The organism is Bacillus sp. KNSH39, assembly GCF_052656585.1.
The window spans coordinates 4829422-4845968 of record NZ_JBQXYO010000001.1 but is presented as its reverse complement, the minus strand read 5'-3'; the positions used below and the strand labels follow the sequence as shown (position 1 = coordinate 4845968).

General features: G+C 35.3%; 18 protein-coding genes and 2 pseudogenes. 4 read left to right on the top strand and 16 right to left on the bottom strand.

Annotated elements, in window-relative coordinates; translation table 11 throughout:
- Positions 1–629: 629 nt before the first annotated feature.
- Positions 630–2012 (top strand): alpha/beta fold hydrolase, encoded by a 1383-nt coding sequence (locus tag ACUL40_RS24845; RefSeq protein WP_445422716.1) that lies wholly within the window; start codon positions 630–632, stop codon positions 2010–2012.
- A gap of 79 nt (positions 2013–2091) precedes the next feature.
- On the opposite strand, the gene ACUL40_RS24840 is transcribed toward ACUL40_RS24845, so the two are convergent.
- The 6 genes and pseudogenes from ACUL40_RS24840 to ACUL40_RS24815 all read right to left on the bottom strand — a co-directional run bounded on the left by ACUL40_RS24840 (position 2092) and on the right by ACUL40_RS24815 (position 4520).
- Positions 2092–2478, bottom strand: coding sequence for a hypothetical protein (locus ACUL40_RS24840; protein WP_445422717.1), 387 nt, complete (start codon positions 2476–2478; stop codon positions 2092–2094).
- A pseudogene (locus ACUL40_RS24835) lies at positions 2462–2659 on the bottom strand (GNAT family N-acetyltransferase); the annotation flags it as partial. The pseudogene ACUL40_RS24835 and the gene ACUL40_RS24840, both read right to left, overlap by 17 nt.
- A 277-nt stretch (positions 2660–2936) precedes the next feature.
- Positions 2937–3260 carry a hypothetical protein gene (locus ACUL40_RS24830; RefSeq protein ID WP_000351757.1) on the bottom strand — a complete coding sequence of 108 codons (324 nt, stop codon included), beginning with the start codon at positions 3258–3260 and terminating at the stop codon, positions 2937–2939.
- Positions 3261–3306: 46 nt separating this feature from the next.
- Positions 3307–3591, bottom strand: coding sequence for a hypothetical protein (locus tag ACUL40_RS24825; RefSeq protein ID WP_135811472.1), 285 nt, complete (start codon positions 3589–3591; stop codon positions 3307–3309).
- A 143-nt stretch (positions 3592–3734) separates the two neighbouring features.
- Entirely contained in the window at positions 3735–4280 is a 546-nt protein-coding gene (locus ACUL40_RS24820; RefSeq protein WP_063220113.1) for a GNAT family N-acetyltransferase, read from the bottom strand.
- A 132-nt stretch (positions 4281–4412) separates the two neighbouring features.
- Positions 4413–4520, bottom strand: a complete 108-nt coding sequence (locus ACUL40_RS24815; RefSeq protein ID WP_000540375.1) for a YjcZ family sporulation protein — start codon at positions 4518–4520, stop codon at positions 4413–4415.
- Positions 4521–4734: 214 nt separating this feature from the next.
- On the opposite strand from ACUL40_RS24815, the gene ACUL40_RS24810 reads away from it, so the two are divergent.
- Entirely contained in the window at positions 4735–4869 is a 135-nt protein-coding gene (locus ACUL40_RS24810; RefSeq protein WP_445422718.1) for a hypothetical protein, read from the top strand.
- A 92-nt stretch (positions 4870–4961) separates the two neighbouring features.
- Here the strand turns inward: ACUL40_RS24810 and ACUL40_RS24805 are convergent, their stop codons facing one another.
- Both ACUL40_RS24805 and ACUL40_RS24800 read right to left on the bottom strand, forming a co-directional pair.
- Positions 4962–5510, bottom strand: a complete 549-nt coding sequence (locus ACUL40_RS24805; RefSeq protein WP_445422719.1) for a PRK06770 family protein — start codon at positions 5508–5510, stop codon at positions 4962–4964.
- Between the two features lie 343 nt (positions 5511–5853).
- Complete coding sequence (locus ACUL40_RS24800) at positions 5854–7329, bottom strand: MDR family MFS transporter (RefSeq protein WP_445422720.1); 1476 nt, start codon at positions 7327–7329, stop codon at positions 5854–5856.
- Positions 7330–7471: 142 nt separating this feature from the next.
- Between ACUL40_RS24800 and ACUL40_RS24795 the strand changes: the two genes are divergently transcribed.
- Positions 7472–8047: a TetR/AcrR family transcriptional regulator gene (locus ACUL40_RS24795; RefSeq protein WP_053565121.1), complete on the top strand. Its 576-nt coding sequence runs from the start codon at positions 7472–7474 to the stop codon at positions 8045–8047.
- A gap of 293 nt (positions 8048–8340) precedes the next feature.
- On the opposite strand, the gene ACUL40_RS24790 is transcribed toward ACUL40_RS24795, so the two are convergent.
- Both ACUL40_RS24790 and ACUL40_RS24785 read right to left on the bottom strand, forming a co-directional pair.
- Positions 8341–8496 carry a hypothetical protein gene (locus ACUL40_RS24790; protein ID WP_000394753.1) on the bottom strand — a complete coding sequence of 52 codons (156 nt, stop codon included), beginning with the start codon at positions 8494–8496 and terminating at the stop codon, positions 8341–8343.
- Between the two features lie 290 nt (positions 8497–8786).
- Entirely contained in the window at positions 8787–9554 is a 768-nt protein-coding gene (locus ACUL40_RS24785; RefSeq protein WP_197241388.1) for a TSUP family transporter, read from the bottom strand.
- 205 nt (positions 9555–9759) lie between these two features.
- Between ACUL40_RS24785 and ACUL40_RS24780 the strand changes: the two genes are divergently transcribed.
- Entirely contained in the window at positions 9760–10545 is a 786-nt protein-coding gene (locus tag ACUL40_RS24780) for a TrmB family transcriptional regulator (RefSeq protein ID WP_445422721.1), read from the top strand.
- Between the two features lie 139 nt (positions 10546–10684).
- Here ACUL40_RS24780 and ACUL40_RS24775 read toward each other — a convergent pair whose 3' ends face one another.
- The 6 genes and pseudogenes from ACUL40_RS24775 to ACUL40_RS24750 all read right to left on the bottom strand — a co-directional run bounded on the left by ACUL40_RS24775 (position 10685) and on the right by ACUL40_RS24750 (position 15809).
- Positions 10685–10852 (bottom strand): hypothetical protein, encoded by a 168-nt coding sequence (locus tag ACUL40_RS24775; RefSeq protein WP_000169783.1) that lies wholly within the window; start codon positions 10850–10852, stop codon positions 10685–10687.
- Between the two features lie 44 nt (positions 10853–10896).
- Positions 10897–12183, bottom strand: a complete 1287-nt coding sequence (gene dnaB / locus ACUL40_RS24770; RefSeq protein WP_445422722.1) for a replicative DNA helicase — start codon at positions 12181–12183, stop codon at positions 10897–10899.
- On the bottom strand, positions 12180–13040 hold the full coding sequence (locus ACUL40_RS24765) for a DnaD domain-containing protein (RefSeq protein ID WP_445422723.1): 861 nt from the start codon (positions 13038–13040) through the stop codon (positions 12180–12182). Before ACUL40_RS24765 ends, dnaB begins: the two co-directional genes overlap by 4 nt.
- A gap of 192 nt (positions 13041–13232) precedes the next feature.
- Positions 13233–13559 (bottom strand): nucleoside triphosphate pyrophosphohydrolase, encoded by a 327-nt coding sequence (locus ACUL40_RS24760; RefSeq protein WP_445422724.1) that lies wholly within the window; start codon positions 13557–13559, stop codon positions 13233–13235.
- Positions 13560–13612: 53 nt separating this feature from the next.
- Positions 13613–13897, bottom strand: a pseudogene (locus ACUL40_RS24755) (MerR family transcriptional regulator); the annotation flags it as partial.
- Positions 13898–14042: 145 nt separating this feature from the next.
- A complete protein-coding gene (locus tag ACUL40_RS24750; protein WP_000048911.1) occupies positions 14043–15809 on the bottom strand; it encodes an AIPR family protein in 1767 nt (588 codons plus the stop codon).
- Between the last annotated feature and the right edge of the window lie 738 nt (positions 15810–16547).

Genomic DNA, 16547 nt, shown 5'->3' with positions numbered 1-16547 from the left:
GATGGTTCAAGTCGAAGGAAGGCACCTTAGGGTGTCTTTTCTTTATGACTTCTATCATCAACAAAGGGTGATACAAACTATTACATATGTTTGTACCACCCTTTATTGATGCGTTTAGACTTCACAGTTGTTGAAGTTTTAGACTTCTCCCTTAGTGTACCCATATTATTAGAACATCCTGTAATCTGTAGACAAAATGTAGCTAATAAAAACAATATTAATAATTTCTTCAATAAATCCTCCTACATGCATAAAACACCATATGTTACAAAACAAACATAACATCAACCCTTTATAAAAACAATATAATCCTCGGTCCTTAAGCTATCTCTTAACATAGGAGTACCGCCACAAATTCATTTTTAAAATATCCCCTACTTAAGGAATTTGTAAGTATCAAGTAAGAAAAACGAGAGCTTTGTTTCGTATAATCAAAATATAAAGTGAAGGAAGAAAGATTATTTCTGGGATTAATATGCATGTGACAAGAGAAGAAAGCTACGTTTTTTTAGAATAATAATATGAGTATGTCCAAGTTTTGGAGATTGCTTGCAAATATTTTGAAGTTTTCGCACCAGAATTCTAATTACCATACCTGTTTTGTACCATCACATATTGGAGGTTAAAACATGAATAAAAAAAAGAAAATACAAAGATCAGTACTTACCTTTACCCTACTCTTTTCTTTAGGCGTTTCATCTTTCCCGCTTACAACAACTATTCACGCAGATACACGCGAGGAACAATCTGCTGAAAAGAAACTAATCTCTTTAACGGAGCGTACATCATTATTTTTTGAATATCTCCAGCAAGGTAAGTATGCAGAGGCACTACAGTTGACGTCTACTGCTTTTCAATCCAAGTTTACAGCAACCACATTACAAAACTGGTGGACACAAAGTGGCTGGAGCGGGATAAAAAGCATGGGAACCCCCGTGATAAAAGAACGAAACTTGGTCCATCAGACGGTAGAAATTCCAGCAGCTACCGAAGGAACTACCATACCGCTACTCCTTAAATTCACACCTGGCGGGAAAGTGGATGAAATTGGAGAAAGGCCACCCGAAGAATCTTATACCATCCCACATCCTAGCTATGATCAACCTGACTCCTATCGAGAACGTGAAATCGTCATTGGAAATTCTACCTATCCGTTACCAGCGACATTAACAGTTCCGAAGCATCAGCGTGGTGAAAAGGTACCCGTCGTTGTTCTTGTGCATGGTGCTGGCATCCATGATCGCGATGCTACCTATTTGGGAACAAAAATCTTACGAGACCTTGCGGTGGGCCTTTCATCCAACGGAATTGCAGTGTTGCGCTATGAAAAACGTACCTTAGAACATGCATTAAAGATGAGTGCAGAACCTGTTACATTAGACCGTGATACTACAGATGATGCCATATATGCAGCAAAGTCAGCAGCGCAGCAGGAAGGCATTGATCCAAATAATATTTTCATTCTCGGACATAGCCAAGGAGCTGGCACAATGCCGCGTATACTGAGCAAAGCGCCTTCCTCACTTGTTCGAGGAAGTATCTTACTCGCACCACCTGCACGCCCTTTGACTGACATTGCCATTGATCAGTATCAATACCTTGGGAAACCACAGGAAGAAATCGATGAACTAAAAAGACAGGCTGCTTTTATTCAGGATCCTACTTTCAATCCTGATCATCCTCCAGCTGGCTACAATTTTGGGTCACCTCATTTTATGTATGATGTTTCTAGGTGGCGTCCAGTTGAAGAGGCAAAATCACGAAAAGAGCCTTTACTCATTCTGCAAGGAGCACGCGATTATCAAGTAACAGTAAAAAATGAATATACAAAATGGCAAGAAGGGCTTGCAAACCGCAGGAATGTTCAGTTCAAAAAATACCCGAAATTGAATCATTTCTTCACGGAGGGTGACGGGGAATTAAGTCTTCCTAGTGAATATGAAATCCCTGCTAACGTTCCCGAATACGTCATCCAGGACATTATTACATGGGTTAACGAGACAAAAAAATAAGAAAACATCAAAAGCCTTCATGCAATCATTATTGCGTGAAGGCTTTTTGAAACTGGTGATTTAGACATATCTATTATAATTATATTTTTCTACGCACTACATAAAAAGCTAAGGAACCCATAATAACAGGTGCAACGAAGTCAAAGAAATATGAAAAAGAAAAATTAAAAAGAAAAAGAAATGGTATAAGTGTATAGATAACTGCTAGTCCTATAAATAAAGGAATTCCAAATTGAAACTCTCGACATCGTTTAATTTTCCTATATAAAACTTCCCCAAGTAAACAAGCTATGAGAGCTGGTATACTACCATAAGTGACGATAGTTTTTATGAACCCCTGTAAAACGTCTGGGTGAATAAAGCTAGGATTAAAAATATATGAAATTAAGAACCATCCAAAAATAAAAGCAAATAGACTTGCAGCATAACTAACTACAAATTTTATCAAAGTAAGCAACGTAATCATCCTCACAATTCCCTAATATTACCTTCATTTTATCATTTTCTCTTAAAAAGATTCCAAAAGGGTATACTTGCCCTTCAGTTGTCTTTTTTAACGCTTGTTCAAGACGTATTTTTTGATGTTATTTTGTATAAAAAACTTTTGGGAGCAACCTGTTCGAAAAATTGATAAAGAATAAGCGATTGAAGGATGAAAACAGAAGACTACAAGGAAAACTGTATGAACAAATATAATGAAACAAGGCTCTTACTTTGTAGTGGTATCCACGATGGAAAGGCACAGAAAATCTACTACAGAAGTTGTGATACCTCTAGGATTAACAAATTCTTTAAATTTCTGTGTACTACGTACAAGCCCTCTACTTTTGCATGTGCCTCTAATTCAGCTCGAACTTGTATTGTATCCGGAGCCATTCTTTCTAAAGCATACGCAGAATATTTACGATCATTAATTTCGAGTTTTTAAAACTCATTTATTGTAACTGTAAAATGTGGTTTGAATTTTACTTCGATTTTTTTCTTTTCTTCTGTACCTAGAATGTATAGTGAATCATTACGAGTATATATTTCTTTCACTGATTCCATCTTGGTTTCTATGATACGTTTGTCTTCGTATAGCATTATTAATTCAACTGTTGCATCATAATAGAACATATTCATAACCAGTTCAAATCCAAGTTTATCAATTTTACTATATCGATACGCACCTGCACCTGGAATATAGTAATCTTCTGGTTCGCTTTCGAAAATTTCTAGTAACTCATACTTATCATGTTTAATATCCAATATTCCTCAACCTTTTTGTCATAGATTACTTACTATGCTATTCATTCTATTCTTTTTTCTTTGCGGGAACAACTGTGATAACGTCACCTTTATCATTTATAACTACGTAGCCTTCGTCTCTAACGTATTTCCAAGTACCAGGATTGTCTCCTGGTTTGCGAGTGCCCGTTTTTATAATATCTTCAACTACATTTGGAGTCATTCCTCGAGGATCAACTTTTTTTAATTCTTCCATGTATTTATCTGATCCGAATGTATACCCTTTTCTTTCAGCTCGCTCACGTGCTCGTTTTGTAAGCTCCGCTCGAACTTGAACTGTATCAGGTGCCATTCTTTCAAGTGCATGTTCAGAGTACTTACGTCCATCAATGACGCCGCCAGCATTCCGAAAAAATCACGCTAAGCAAAAAATATAATAAGCTGTCGATATAGACAGCCCTTTACATAATTATCGTTATTGGAATCAAAATAAGCTTACACATCCAAACTGTTGATAATAGCTAATATTTGATGATCTGTCCATTTGCCATTAATCCTTATATTTTCTTTCGCTATACCTTCTTTTTTAAACCCCACTTTTTCTAATACACGAATAGATGCTATATTATCAAGCATCGCTCCTGCTTCAATTCTATGTAGCTTTAATTCCCTAAAAGCAAAATCTACAACAAGTTGAAGAGCCTCTGTTGTATAGCCCTTTGTATTATGCTCCTTATCCAAAGTAAAACCCGTATAACAACTTTGGAGGTCTCCCCTAACAATTTGAGTTAATGAAATGTCTCCGATAAGTTTATCATTTTCTCTTAAAAAGATTCCAAAAGGATATACTTGCCCTTCAGCTGTCTTTTTTAACGCTTGTTCAAGACGTATTTTTTGATGTTCTTCTGTATAAAAAACTTCTGGGAGCAATGGACAAACTCGCTGAAAAAATTCGCGATTTCTAATATGTAAGTTAGCTAACTCGTTAGCATCATCAGTTTTATAAAGCCGAATATAAATGTGCTTCCCTACTAGTTTCATAACATCCCTCCAACCTTTTTATATGTCTAATGAGGAAAAAGTATACCGTATACTATATACAGTTGGATAATATCAGGAAACATTTTGCACGAAAGAAAAGACACTCCATATGAGTGTCTTTTACAATAGTTTTTAGCAGAAGCAAGAAGCTCCAACGATGATTAATAAAATGAATAACACAACTAATAAAGCAAAGCCTCCCGAGAAGCCACAACCGCCACAACTACCACCATAACCCATAATAGTTCCTCCTTTAGATAAGAGGGGAAAACTAAGGTTCACTCATGTATTTTAATGGATTCGTTTCATCTTATGTTTTTCCGCATTGATTGAGCAGGTCCTTTCGAAAACTATTCACATATTAACTATATTTTTAAAAATGAATAATTTAACTATATCAATAAATAGATTAATTAATATAATGTATTAATTCTAAAAGAAGGGAGGAATAGCCATGCAAGTAGTTTGTTTTAAAATAGTAAATGGTCAGTATTTCTTATTTGTAGAAGGCATTCAAATTCCTGTACCAATTCCAGCAGTTGCTGCAGCTTTATTAATTGGTTTAGGAGTAATTCCACTTTGTTCTTAATGTAAGGAATTCGGATCATTCCTATCTTTCCATTGGAAAAGCCTCAAGTATATGAATACTTGAGGCTTTCTTTATATCAAAGAAAAAACACCTTACAGCGCTTGAAGATCTCCTGATTTAAATAATGCGGCCGTTACATCATCACCGAAAGTATTGAAACAGAATACTTGCTCGTCTACCTTATCCATTACTGTAGCTTCACCTATCTTGCCACCTTGAAGTTTAATAAAATAGTTATGTTCTTCTAAAATTTTACTAAAATCTCTATTTGCCCATCTTTCAGTAATTGCTAATAGCTCTTCTTTATTCTTGAAATTGTTTCCGTTTAGAATGTTTCTTACTTTCTCTGCATTCTTTTTGGACATAGGGGTTGCTCCCTTTCCTTCACACGCTTTTACTTTTTGATGAGTCATGCTATGCATAGCTGAAATCACTTCTTCTTCAGTAGAAGTTACTGTAATGTGAAGTTGTGCATTTGAACCTTTCACTTCTGCTTCATTCGATAGTATGTCTTCTTTATTAACCTCTGCAAAAACATGGTCCTCACTTCCAAGCGGGACTTCAGCAAACTGTAACATTCCAGTTGCAAGTACTACTGCCCCTATAATAGATGCTAGCCAATACTTTAGCTTCTTGTCCATCTTCATTTCCCCTGTCTTCGTTTACATACATTAACTAAAGAATATCATATTTAATTCCTTTTTATTGAAGAGTCTCTAATTTTTACTACAAAAAAGGATAAATCTTTTAATATAAATATAATAACTTCATAATCATGACTATTCTCATAACAGAATCTATATACGATGTCACTAAATCATCTGGTGAACTATTAGTTATTAGTACGGCTTTGCATCGTTATTCTCAAAAAGGATAATTATTGTACATACCAATTCTTATGTATGAAGACACCCAAAACAAGTGTTACAAAAAAATATAAAAAAGACATCTTTTCTAGGGAAAGATGTCTTTTTTATATAAACCTTAATGTTCGTTCTGTAAAACCCTCGCTGCCTTTACTCCTTCTTTCTCTTCTTTTAAGAATAACGATACGATAAATGCAACAATAATAAAGATTAACCCAAGTGCAAATGCACCTTGGAACCCTGACGTTAAACCGTTTAACTTCTCTACTGGATCCAGTGGATTTGCGGAGCTTTCCATATACTTAGTTGTTCCTGAAGACATTTTCGAAATAAAGATAGCTGTACCAATTGCACCAGCTACTTGTTGCAACGTATTAAACAGTGCTGTTCCATGCGGATATAAATCTGGTGTTAATTGATTTAAACCGTATGTTTGTGCTGTCATGACAAACATAAGTCCAACCATTAATACGCTATGCATAATAATAATTTGTAACATTGATGTATCAGGAGTAATGCCTTTAAATAAGAACATTGCAATTCCTACTAACACAATGCCGGGAACGATAATAACTTTCGGACTAAATTTATCAAATAGTTTACCTGCGATTGGTCCCATTATGGCGCTAATAACACTTCCCGGAAGCATGATAATTCCTGATTTAAAAGCTGTAACGAGTAAAACTGTTTGCAGGAACATCGGTAATAAAGTCATCGTTGAAAATAACGACATCATCACAATGACAATTAATCCAACTGATAATGTAAACATCGGAACTTTAAATGCGCGTAATTCTAAAATTGGATTCTCAATTTTTAATTGTCGAACGACGAAAATACATAATGAGATAAGCCCAACAATTAAAGCGCCATACACTTTTGCATCGGACCATCCTAAATCACCCGATGCACTAAAGCTATACACAAGCCCGCCAAATCCTAATGTCGATAAAAGGATAGATGGGTAATCTACTTTTGGCCTTGTTAACTCTGAAACATTTTGAATGTACTTCATCCCAATCATAATGGAAATAATCACGATAGGAATAACAATATAGAATAACCAGCGCCAATTTAATGAATCCACAATTACTCCAGATAATGTAGGGCCAATTGCCGGAGCTGCCATCATCACGAGTGCGATTAATCCCATTGTCGCACCACGTTTTTCAGGTGGACAAATGATTAAAATCGTATTCATTAATAACGGTGTAATTAACCCCGTCGCTACAGCTTGGACGATACGGCCAATTAATAAAACGGAAAATGTCGGTGCGAATCCCGCAATTAATGTACCGACTAAAAACGTTACCATAGCGATCAAAAACATTTGTCTCGTTGTGAGCCATTGCTGAAGTAACGCTGTAATTGGAACTAAAACCCCAACTACTAACATGTATGCTGTAGAAAGCCATTGAATCGTTGAAGCCGTTACGTCAAATTCTTTCATTAATACCGTTAACGCATTTCCAAGTAATGTTTCATTTAATAATGCAACCATTGCACCTAAAAGTAATGCAATTAAAATGGGGGTATGTTTCAAATTAGAAGTATCAACTTTGCCACTTGCTGGGCTCTTAGTTGTCATATTCATTTACAGATTCTCCTCCTGTTTCTTACTTAAAAAACTTTAAATACACCGGAACACATGTAATATAATATACATATGTAGATTAAAAAGGGAGAATCAATTTTCAGCCACTGTATATTTAATCTACAAAAAAGGAGAATTGTAGATGAACGATAATGAAAAACAACTTGATTTACGTATTAGACGTACACATAAATTACTGTGGGATTCCTTATTTGAATTAATGACGCAATCAAAACAGAAATATAGTACGATTACGATTAACCAAATATGTGACCGCGCAATGGTACACCGAACAACCTTTTATAAACACTTCGAAGATAAAGATGCTTTATTAGCATTTGGATTTAAACGATATAGCAAGATGATTGCTGAAATACCGGTTTCAGATCGATTAAGTAAACCATTTCAAGTAATGGAACAATTTCTACACCATGAAGAAATCGGTAAAATATTAGAAACGCAAATGTCTGATGAACAATTTATTAACCGAACACAGCATTTAAGTCACGAAACGAGAAAACAAGAAATAGAAGCGTTAAATCAACTGCACAAAAATCATACGATGCCCAATGATTTAATCATTGAATTTTATTCAGGGGCAATCACCTCATTAAGCGCATGGTGGTTTAAAAGTGAAAGAAAAGTTTCTGCTGCTGAAATGGATAGGTATCTCCATCAACTTATTAATCGGGATATTTTTCAGTTTGAAAAGGAATAAGACTACACCTTTTCAATCATGCAATAAAGTGAAACTTTAATCAGCCCTCACCAATCGGACTTTTACGGACAGCCCGACCCCCACCTAACTTCTTTGCTTCCACTGAATTTTGAGGTGGGGGTCTTACTGCCCGTTAAAGCGGGATCAAATTGACCACAAAATAGGAATATGATATATTTTCCGTAAAATACTATATAAGTGTAACAGCGAATAAATTGGCATATAATAAAAAGAAGAGATGCGCTAACATCTCTTCCTTAACTGCTACCGCTTAGGGTGGTGGTTATTATAAGCTATTTCTTTTTGCGGAACCCACCCTTTTGCTTGTGACGGCGCGGAGTGGGTTTTTTGTTGTCCTTATCTAGAAGTTGCTTCCGCAAAAAATACGCTGAAACTTCGCGCACAGTCGCTTTGACAAACTCTTTTACAAGGTCAAACAAAAACTCCATATTATCACCCCCTTTCCTTCCAAATGGAAAGAAGGGATAACCACCCACCCTCACAATATGCAGTTGACTTTATTTTATCAAATGATTGTAAAGATATTATGTAAACAAAACAAATGAAATTTTACATAGAAAAATATGAGTTTATATTATTTTCATTTTTAATGAGACTTTTTTAGATGCTATCTTCAAACAAGGTAGCATCTAAAAAATGTTAAAAGGAATCTCTCCTTAGTATCTTCTTATACTTGATGTAGTTTGCATACTTGACCTTTTCTACGTTCTTTAATTACTTACTGAATATAGTCATACAGATTTTTCGCTAACAATAAACTAGTTACTGTAATGAAAAGGGCACGAACATACCCGCTTCCTTTTTTTATAGCAAATTTGGAGCCAACAATCCCTCCAGCAATTTGAGCAATCCCCATTATAAAACCATATGCATAGTTTACTTGCCCTACATACATAAACATCAACAATGCACCAACATTACTTCCTAAATTAAGAAGCTTCGCATTACCTGCTGCTTTTAAAAAATCATACCCAATAAATAAAAGAGAAAACATTAAAAACGAACCTGTTCCAGGACCTAGAAATCCATCATAAAAACCAATAGCAAAAATAAAAAAGGTAAAAATAATGACGTGTCGACCAGACAATTTCTTATGAGTGGAAATACTACCCCAATCCTTTTTGAATATCGTATAAATAGCGACCGCACCAAGCATAATCAACATCAATGGCTTCAGTACTTCTGGATTCATTAAATGAACGGTCCATGCCCCTATTATGGAACCTATGAAAGTGAGCGGAACTAATTTAAACGCCGATTTCAAATCAAGATTACCAGAACGATAAAACACAATATTACTAGTTGCACTTCCCATTGTTGATGCTAATTTATTCGTGGCTACTGCACTTGCTGGATTCAATCCTGTAAATAATAAAGCTGGTAAGGCAATCAATCCACCACCACCTACAACTGAATCAATAAATGCAGCTACAAATCCAAAAACAATCAAAATCATTAATACAGATGGGTCTAAATAAAAATCCATACTAGTAGCCTCCCCTTTAGTCACTATTGTAATAGTAACTATCAATTTGCTAAATGTAAAGAGTTATTGTAACGTTAAAATATAAAGTGAAACTTTAATCAGTGGGGGGGTGTTCATCCCCCACTGATTATCAGCCCTCACCAATCGGGCTTTTACGGACAGCCCATTAAAGCGGGATAAAAGCAAACATCGGAGGACGAAAAAAGTGGACTACATAGTGCAACAGCTAAAAAAAATTGGTTTCAATGAATATGAAGCTAAATCTTATGTATCTCTTGTTAAACAAGGGCTTGTCACAGCCTATCAAGTGAGTAAGGATTCGGGTGTCCCAAGAGCGCGAATTTATGAGATTTTAGGTAACCTTGTAGAAAAAGGAATTGTCATGAAGGAAGAAATAAATGACACCACTCGCTATTCACCTCTACCTGTTGAAATCTTTTTACAGAAGGCGCAATCAGAATGGCAGTCTACTTATGAAGGAATTAGTGATTCATTAAAGAAACTAGAAACTTCCGAGGAAAAAACGGATAATCGAGTAATTACTTTAAAAGACAATCAAACAATCATTAGCTATTGTCAGGCATTAATAAAAAAAGCAGAACGACGTATTGTCATTTCAATGTGGGATGAGATGTATGAAGCGTTAAAAGAAGATCTATCTGAAGTAGCTGATAAAGTTACAATACAAGGTATTACCTTGCATGTTGAAAATCCCATTAAAAATCTAGAAGCCCATCGCATAACACCTTATACAGAAACCTTGTCTACAGAACATTGGTTTATTGTATCGATAGATTCTAAAGAAATGATTTATGGACCATCACTTGCAGAGCGTAATATTGCTTTTTATACAGATGACCCCGTCCATATATACTTATTAGAGGATTATGTATGGCATGATGTTTTAGTAAATCGACTTGTCCGACGTAACCAAGATGATTTGCAGCAGTGGATTACTGCAGAGAGAAAGTCTTTCTTTATGGGGAAATAAGAAACATATTCAAGAGCAAATAAAAAATTTTGCGTATTAAACCTAACAACTTCTCCGTACAAAAATAGCCGACTATTATATAGTAAATATTCGGCTATTTTTGTATAAATTTATACAGACGCTACCATTACCCCAGCGATTAATGAGATAAACGCTTCTCCCACTCTTTTACCTTTTCAATTGTTACATCTAATTTTTTAGCTATTTCTTCTACACTCATTCCTTTAAAGAGCATTCCAGCTGCCGAAAGTGCTTTATCAATTTCTTCTTGCTTCTCTTGCTCATATAAACGACCTACTTTTGTCATCCGTAACCACTCCTTTACCTTTTTATATGCCTTCTTCTATCTTATCATCCAATCTCCACAAACCGCCCAAACTCCTTCAAAAACCTCAGCTTAAAACTCCCCACAGGCCCATTCCGGTGCTTCGCCACATGAATCTCCGTCATCTCTTTCTGCATCGTTTCCTTATCATAATAATCTTCACGATACATAAGCATAATGACATCCGCATCTTGCTCAATTTGTCCGGTCTCTCTTAAATCAGATAAAAGAGGACGCTTATCTTGCCGCGACTCTACAGAACGAGATAACTGTGACAGTGCTACTACACAAACATTTAATTCACGCGCTAATACCTTAAGCTTACGCGAAATCTCACTAATTTCCTGAAATCGATTGCCCTTATGCTTCGGATCGCCCGTAATAAGCTGCAAGTAATCTACAATAATTAAAATCTTGTTATCTCCATGCTTCCTCTTTAACTTACGAGTTTGCATCCAAATATCTTGCACCGTAACACCTGCATTATCATAAATCTCAAGTGGCAACTCACCAATCTCCGCAAACGCCTTACTTACCTTCTCCCAATCTTCCATCGCAAAACGATACTTCGGATTTTTCAGCCTGCCTCCTGACACTTCACCTACACAAGAAGCCATCCTTTTTAACAATTGCTTACTACTCATCTCTAACGAAAACAATCCAACCGCCGCTCCAGACTTCGCCGCATGCAGTCCAACATTAAGCGCAAACGCAGTCTTCCCCATAGAAGGACGCGCACCAAGAACGACAAAATCACCTTCCTGCAATCCGCACGTCATCTTATTTAGCGATGTATAACCAGTCTCAATACCAGTAATCTCCTTCACATCTTGATGAAGCTCCTCATACAAATCAACTAACGCATCCTTCAAATCAAATTCACATACAGAGTCTTTCTCCTCTAACTCACAAAGTGCCGTAATCGTCTCACCGATAACTTTCTCACTCTTCTCCGCAATAAGACGCTCTCCCATCTTGTGCCCGAGAACACCAGCCTGATACATTTTCCACGCACCTCGAACAAGCCCCTCATAATAAGAGAAGTTGGCAGTAGTAGGCACACCATCCATTAACCCTATAAAATACTCCATTCCCCCGATCCCCTCTAAAAACTTCGGATCTACCCGAGAAATGAACGTCACAAGATCAATCGGTTGCCCCTCTGATTCCATCTTTCGCATTAACTGAAATATAGACTTATGTACTGGCATAGAAAAATACTGCTCCGTCAAACGGCACTCCTTAATAAGCTCTCCATCAATTAATAGAGAACCTAACACCGTCTTCTCCGCCTCCACATTTTGAATACTCATGGCCGCCACCCGCGCTCCGCTAAAAAGTGCTGCAACTCTTCCTCAGATGGCGCATTCTTCTCCCACTCCTCACACCTCGCCAAAAACTCCTCCGTCTCCCCCGTACTAACAGACGACTCCTTCTTCCGAAACTTAGCCGTATCTGCCTCAACCTCACACACTTTCGTAAACCCTTTCCCGTGCCAGCCTCTCAAAATGCCCTTCACATAAGCAACCGTCCGCTTATTATTCTCAAACGCAATTTGAAGCGCCTTCAACACAAGCTCCTCTGACAAATCTTCCATCCACGCACTCAGTTCCTCCACCGCAAAAGGAGACAAACTACCGAAATGTTGCTCATAAAAAGAAAACACACGACTTCCCGTTTCTTCCTCCACAAACTCTTCTTCCTTTGTCTCCTCACAAATCGGCTCAACATCATCCACAGTCAAATCATCAGGCATACCGAAATGTGCTAAAAGCATCGGAACATTCAGCTCCTCCTCTACGCACTTCTGAAGAAACATATGTACAAACTCCTTATTCTTCACACCCTTAAGCTCACGAAGCACACACTTCTCCACATTCGTATTCGTCACAGGATTATAACGAAGCCAATTCAAAACGAATAGCTCCCGCGTATCCGCATCATAAAGAATCTTTCCATAATCAACAAAGCGCTGCACAAGCTTATCAACAGTCTCCCGATTATAACCCGTCTCCATCTCAGCTAATCGCTTCGGAAAAGGAAAAATCCCGCACTGCGTCGTCTTCGAACAAGTTAACAAATATACATAAAAATACCGCTCCTCCGGCGTCAAATCCAAAACAAAATCATCCTGCCAAAAATTCACCTGCACATTACGATACACCGCCATCCTAATTCCTCCCGTCTCCGTTCAAAATAAAAACCTCTTCATAATATATATGGGAGGTTAGTCGGGTTTTTGGCGTGTTATTTTAAATTTTTTTTGACTACTACTACGGTGTTTGTTGTTGTTTTTGTTTTGTTATGTTTTTTCTTAGTGATTTATTACTTGGTAGGGGCTTGGAAGGGGCTTAGGAGGGGGCTATTTATTGGTTACTTCGATTAGAAAGACTCGATCTGAGAAGCCACCTCGTTCTTTTGCTTTCTTTTTACGGATGTTGTTGATTTCTTCTAGTGTTGTGCCTTCGTGTTCGGCTAGGGCGTTTATTAGTTCTAGTAGGTCGGATAGTTCTTCGAGTTTATGTTCTTTTGTTTCTGCTTCTAGATATTCGGTTAGTTCTTCTTGAGTTTTTTTGCAGAGTTCTTTTATGTATTCTTCTTCAGGTAGGATTCTTGTTGTGGGTGTTTTTCCGTTGGATTTTATTATTTGTGGGATTTTGTTTCTGATTAGTTTGTTGTAGGTTGGCATGGGATTTTTCCTCCGTTTGGTTTTTCTTCTATTATAATGGAAAAGCAGTTTAACTAGGTGTTAAACTGCTTCATTGCTTCTTTTATATAGTTCTCTTCTTCGGTTGTGAAGAGAGTTGGGAATTCGGATAGTGGGAGGTTTGATTTTTGGATTATATCCTCTATATCACTTTGAGGTATATCAAGATAGTTCGTTACTCCTTCTATTAAATTGAAAAATTCCTTCAAAGTAACTTGAACGTCATGATGACTCGGATCCTTCTCTTCTTCCTTATACTTTTTCAACTTCCCTATCACATCCATAAAACGCCGATCAAACTTTTCTTTTAGTTCCTTATTGTATTAAAGCAATAAAGATAGCAATAATAGCTAAAATGCAATGGAAACCGAACTTGAGATAAATAAAAATATTCTCGATACGAAATAAAAAGGGCAAATCAAAGTGATTAGATAGACCTTTTGGGGTAAATCCGTGAAAAAATATCTATACAGATACTTGCCTTGCCTCAGCTATAAGCTCAATAAGTTTATCTGTAATATACTGACTGAACTCCGATTGTTTAGAAATATTAACTACATCTTTATATTCAGTTTCTTCTAAATACTTACTAATAATTCTCTTTAACCATTCCACACTTTTAGCAACAAGATCCTCATTAACCAAATCTAAATTTACATTTCTAAATTGTTCTTCACCATAATTTGGTTGTTGAAATAACACGCTCATACTAACCCTCGACACATGAAACAAAAAATACTTCTTAATTTGTTCAGCTAATTCGTCACCATTTAACAGTTGTTTCAAGTGAATCTCTACATTCTTAACAACTATTATAGACTTTAAATACGTATCTAAGTGTCTGTTTTCAGGAAAAAGTTTAGCATAATCTTCATCTTTTTTAGTTAGTACAGTTGGATTAGAACGAGCTTTCGAAGGATTTTTCTCTTGAATAAGTAAACTTGTAAGACACTGAGCTAAAAAATTAATTGAAATAATTTTCTTTGTTGGTTTCTTTAAGTTTTTATAATAATTTTTTCTTCTATCATAATAATAATCTTTTGTTAAAAAATATTCTTCTATATCTCTTTGAACTCGATCTGTAGCTCTTAACAAAGAAGTTGGTACTTTATTCTGAGAATTTGTTGATTTAATAATCTTATCAGCTGTCACTTTATCATCAGTAATAATAATTTTCAAAAGCAACGATCTATTCTCATCATCTACTTCTTTATTATATGAATAATAGATTGAATGAGAAGTTTGTAGTCCATTTACAATTTGAACATTATCCAAATGTAGAGTTTTTCCTGTTAAAGATCCTTTATCTGCAATAATTGTTACACCATTATTTAACCACCAAAAATCTAAATCTTTGTCATTCTTAATTGTCCCCGATATTTGAGTATTTACCTCTGTATTGTTTTGATAATCTCTAATATTAGAATCAAATAAATATTTTCTTAATTCACCTGATTCTTCGGTTATAAATTTAAAATAATCTTTAATATTTACTGAAGCTATGTATCCTCGTTTTCCATCATCACTAAAATCTAATGCAATTGGATTTTCATTTAACTTTAACGCTATAGAAAACTGTTTTTCATTTCTATTTAGACTAATTAGTTCATTAACTCCTATATAGTCAAAGACAAACAATACGTTACTATAATCAGATTTTTCTACTGTATTTTTTAAAGTTGCTACTTTATCAAGATACGATTCATTTGGTCTATCTTCATTGTATATATTATCTCTATTACCTTTAGAAATATGTCTATAGATAAATTTATATTCTGGATGTGCAACTGCACTACGTATAGTTAAATTTCTTAATAATTTCACTTTTTCAATTAAGTCGATATTCCAACTAGTTGGACTTAGTTCTTGGCTAAGATTTAAGATATTTGATGTGGCAGTATTAAATTTATGTACTACATCTTCACTAATTCTTTCGTTATTTTTATACTGATGAAAATGAACTTCTATGTTCTTTATGCTCTTAAAATTAGAAACCTGCTCGATTGATTGTATTAGCTCATCATTAGCAAAAATAAACATGCCGTCAATCCCATTATCAAAGCTACCACCAATTATACCGTTCTCCAATTCGTCACTATCTAGATCTTTATCTTTCAATAATTGCTCGGCAACAAATAGCTCAAACACACTATCTCGTTCACTGCTCTTGGTCATATCTAACTGATCAGCAAAATCATCAAGAATGGCTTCCAATAATAAAACTTTTGACATAATAACCCTCCAAAAAATATATTTCTATTAAAATTACACCTCAATATATCATTTTATATGTTTTTTTAAATATGTCACATATTTTCTTTAATTCGTTTAATGATAATTAAATATTTGCTACTGAAAACATTTAATAACTATTAATTAAAAACCTTATAAAATCGATATATTATTAAGCAACAAAAAAACAGCCACATTTTTATGTTTAGCTGTTTTGCTTCATTTAGTTCTATAAATTCCAATAGAAATATTAACACTCGCTATTATTTTAAGGCATAAACACATACAAATCTTTACGTTTATAACAGCATAATTCAAAGAGATTCCAGATGTAATTGATTCTGTTTTATCAGCAACAACTGCTTCTATTGTTAAGAAAAAACTAGCATTTGAAATTATCACGTATGATCAATATCTAAAATATATAGACTACTTCACAATATAATGCTTACATTTCAATTATAAATTAGTGGAAAAATATATAAATCAGTCAAGAAAAGGAAGTTCTTTGATCCAACAAATATACTAATTTAAGGAAATTCACTCGAACTCAATAAAGCCTTATTAAAAACACTTTAGTTGTTAAAGCTCCCTCTTTCTTTACTTTCTTGACTTGGTCAAGTGATAGTAAAGTGATGACAGCCAATCCAATATTTACTCTGGATTCAGATAGGCTTGCCTATCCCAATTTTGTTATTACGGTTGAACGATCGTTAGAATAAATTAGTAAAGTATCGC

Coding starts and splice junctions, on each gene's coding strand:
- ACUL40_RS24845 (WP_445422716.1), top strand. CDS start 630: ATGAATAAAAAAAAGAAAATACAAAGATCAGTACTTACCTTTACCCTA.
- ACUL40_RS24840 (WP_445422717.1), bottom strand. CDS start 2,478: ATGATTACGTTGCTTACTTTGATAAAATTTGTAGTTAGTTATGCTGCA.
- ACUL40_RS24825 (WP_135811472.1), bottom strand. CDS start 3,591: ATGGCACCTGATACAGTTCAAGTTCGAGCGGAGCTTACAAAACGAGCA.
- ACUL40_RS24820 (WP_063220113.1), bottom strand. CDS start 4,280: ATGAAACTAGTAGGGAAGCACATTTATATTCGGCTTTATAAAACTGAT.
- ACUL40_RS24815 (WP_000540375.1), bottom strand. CDS start 4,520: ATGGGTTATGGTGGTAGTTGTGGCGGTTGTGGCTTCTCGGGAGGCTTT.
- ACUL40_RS24810 (WP_445422718.1), top strand. CDS start 4,735: ATGCAAGTAGTTTGTTTTAAAATAGTAAATGGTCAGTATTTCTTATTT.
- ACUL40_RS24805 (WP_445422719.1), bottom strand. CDS start 5,510: ATGGACAAGAAGCTAAAGTATTGGCTAGCATCTATTATAGGGGCAGTA.
- ACUL40_RS24800 (WP_445422720.1), bottom strand. CDS start 7,329: ATGAATATGACAACTAAGAGCCCAGCAAGTGGCAAAGTTGATACTTCT.
- ACUL40_RS24795 (WP_053565121.1), top strand. CDS start 7,472: ATGAACGATAATGAAAAACAACTTGATTTACGTATTAGACGTACACAT.
- ACUL40_RS24790 (WP_000394753.1), bottom strand. CDS start 8,496: ATGGAGTTTTTGTTTGACCTTGTAAAAGAGTTTGTCAAAGCGACTGTG.
- ACUL40_RS24785 (WP_197241388.1), bottom strand. CDS start 9,554: ATGGATTTTTATTTAGACCCATCTGTATTAATGATTTTGATTGTTTTT.
- ACUL40_RS24775 (WP_000169783.1), bottom strand. CDS start 10,852: ATGACAAAAGTAGGTCGTTTATATGAGCAAGAGAAGCAAGAAGAAATT.
- dnaB (WP_445422722.1), bottom strand. CDS start 12,183: ATGAGTATTCAAAATGTGGAGGCGGAGAAGACGGTGTTAGGTTCTCTA.
- ACUL40_RS24765 (WP_445422723.1), bottom strand. CDS start 13,040: ATGGCGGTGTATCGTAATGTGCAGGTGAATTTTTGGCAGGATGATTTT.
- ACUL40_RS24760 (WP_445422724.1), bottom strand. CDS start 13,559: ATGCCAACCTACAACAAACTAATCAGAAACAAAATCCCACAAATAATA.
- ACUL40_RS24750 (WP_000048911.1), bottom strand. CDS start 15,809: ATGTCAAAAGTTTTATTATTGGAAGCCATTCTTGATGATTTTGCTGAT.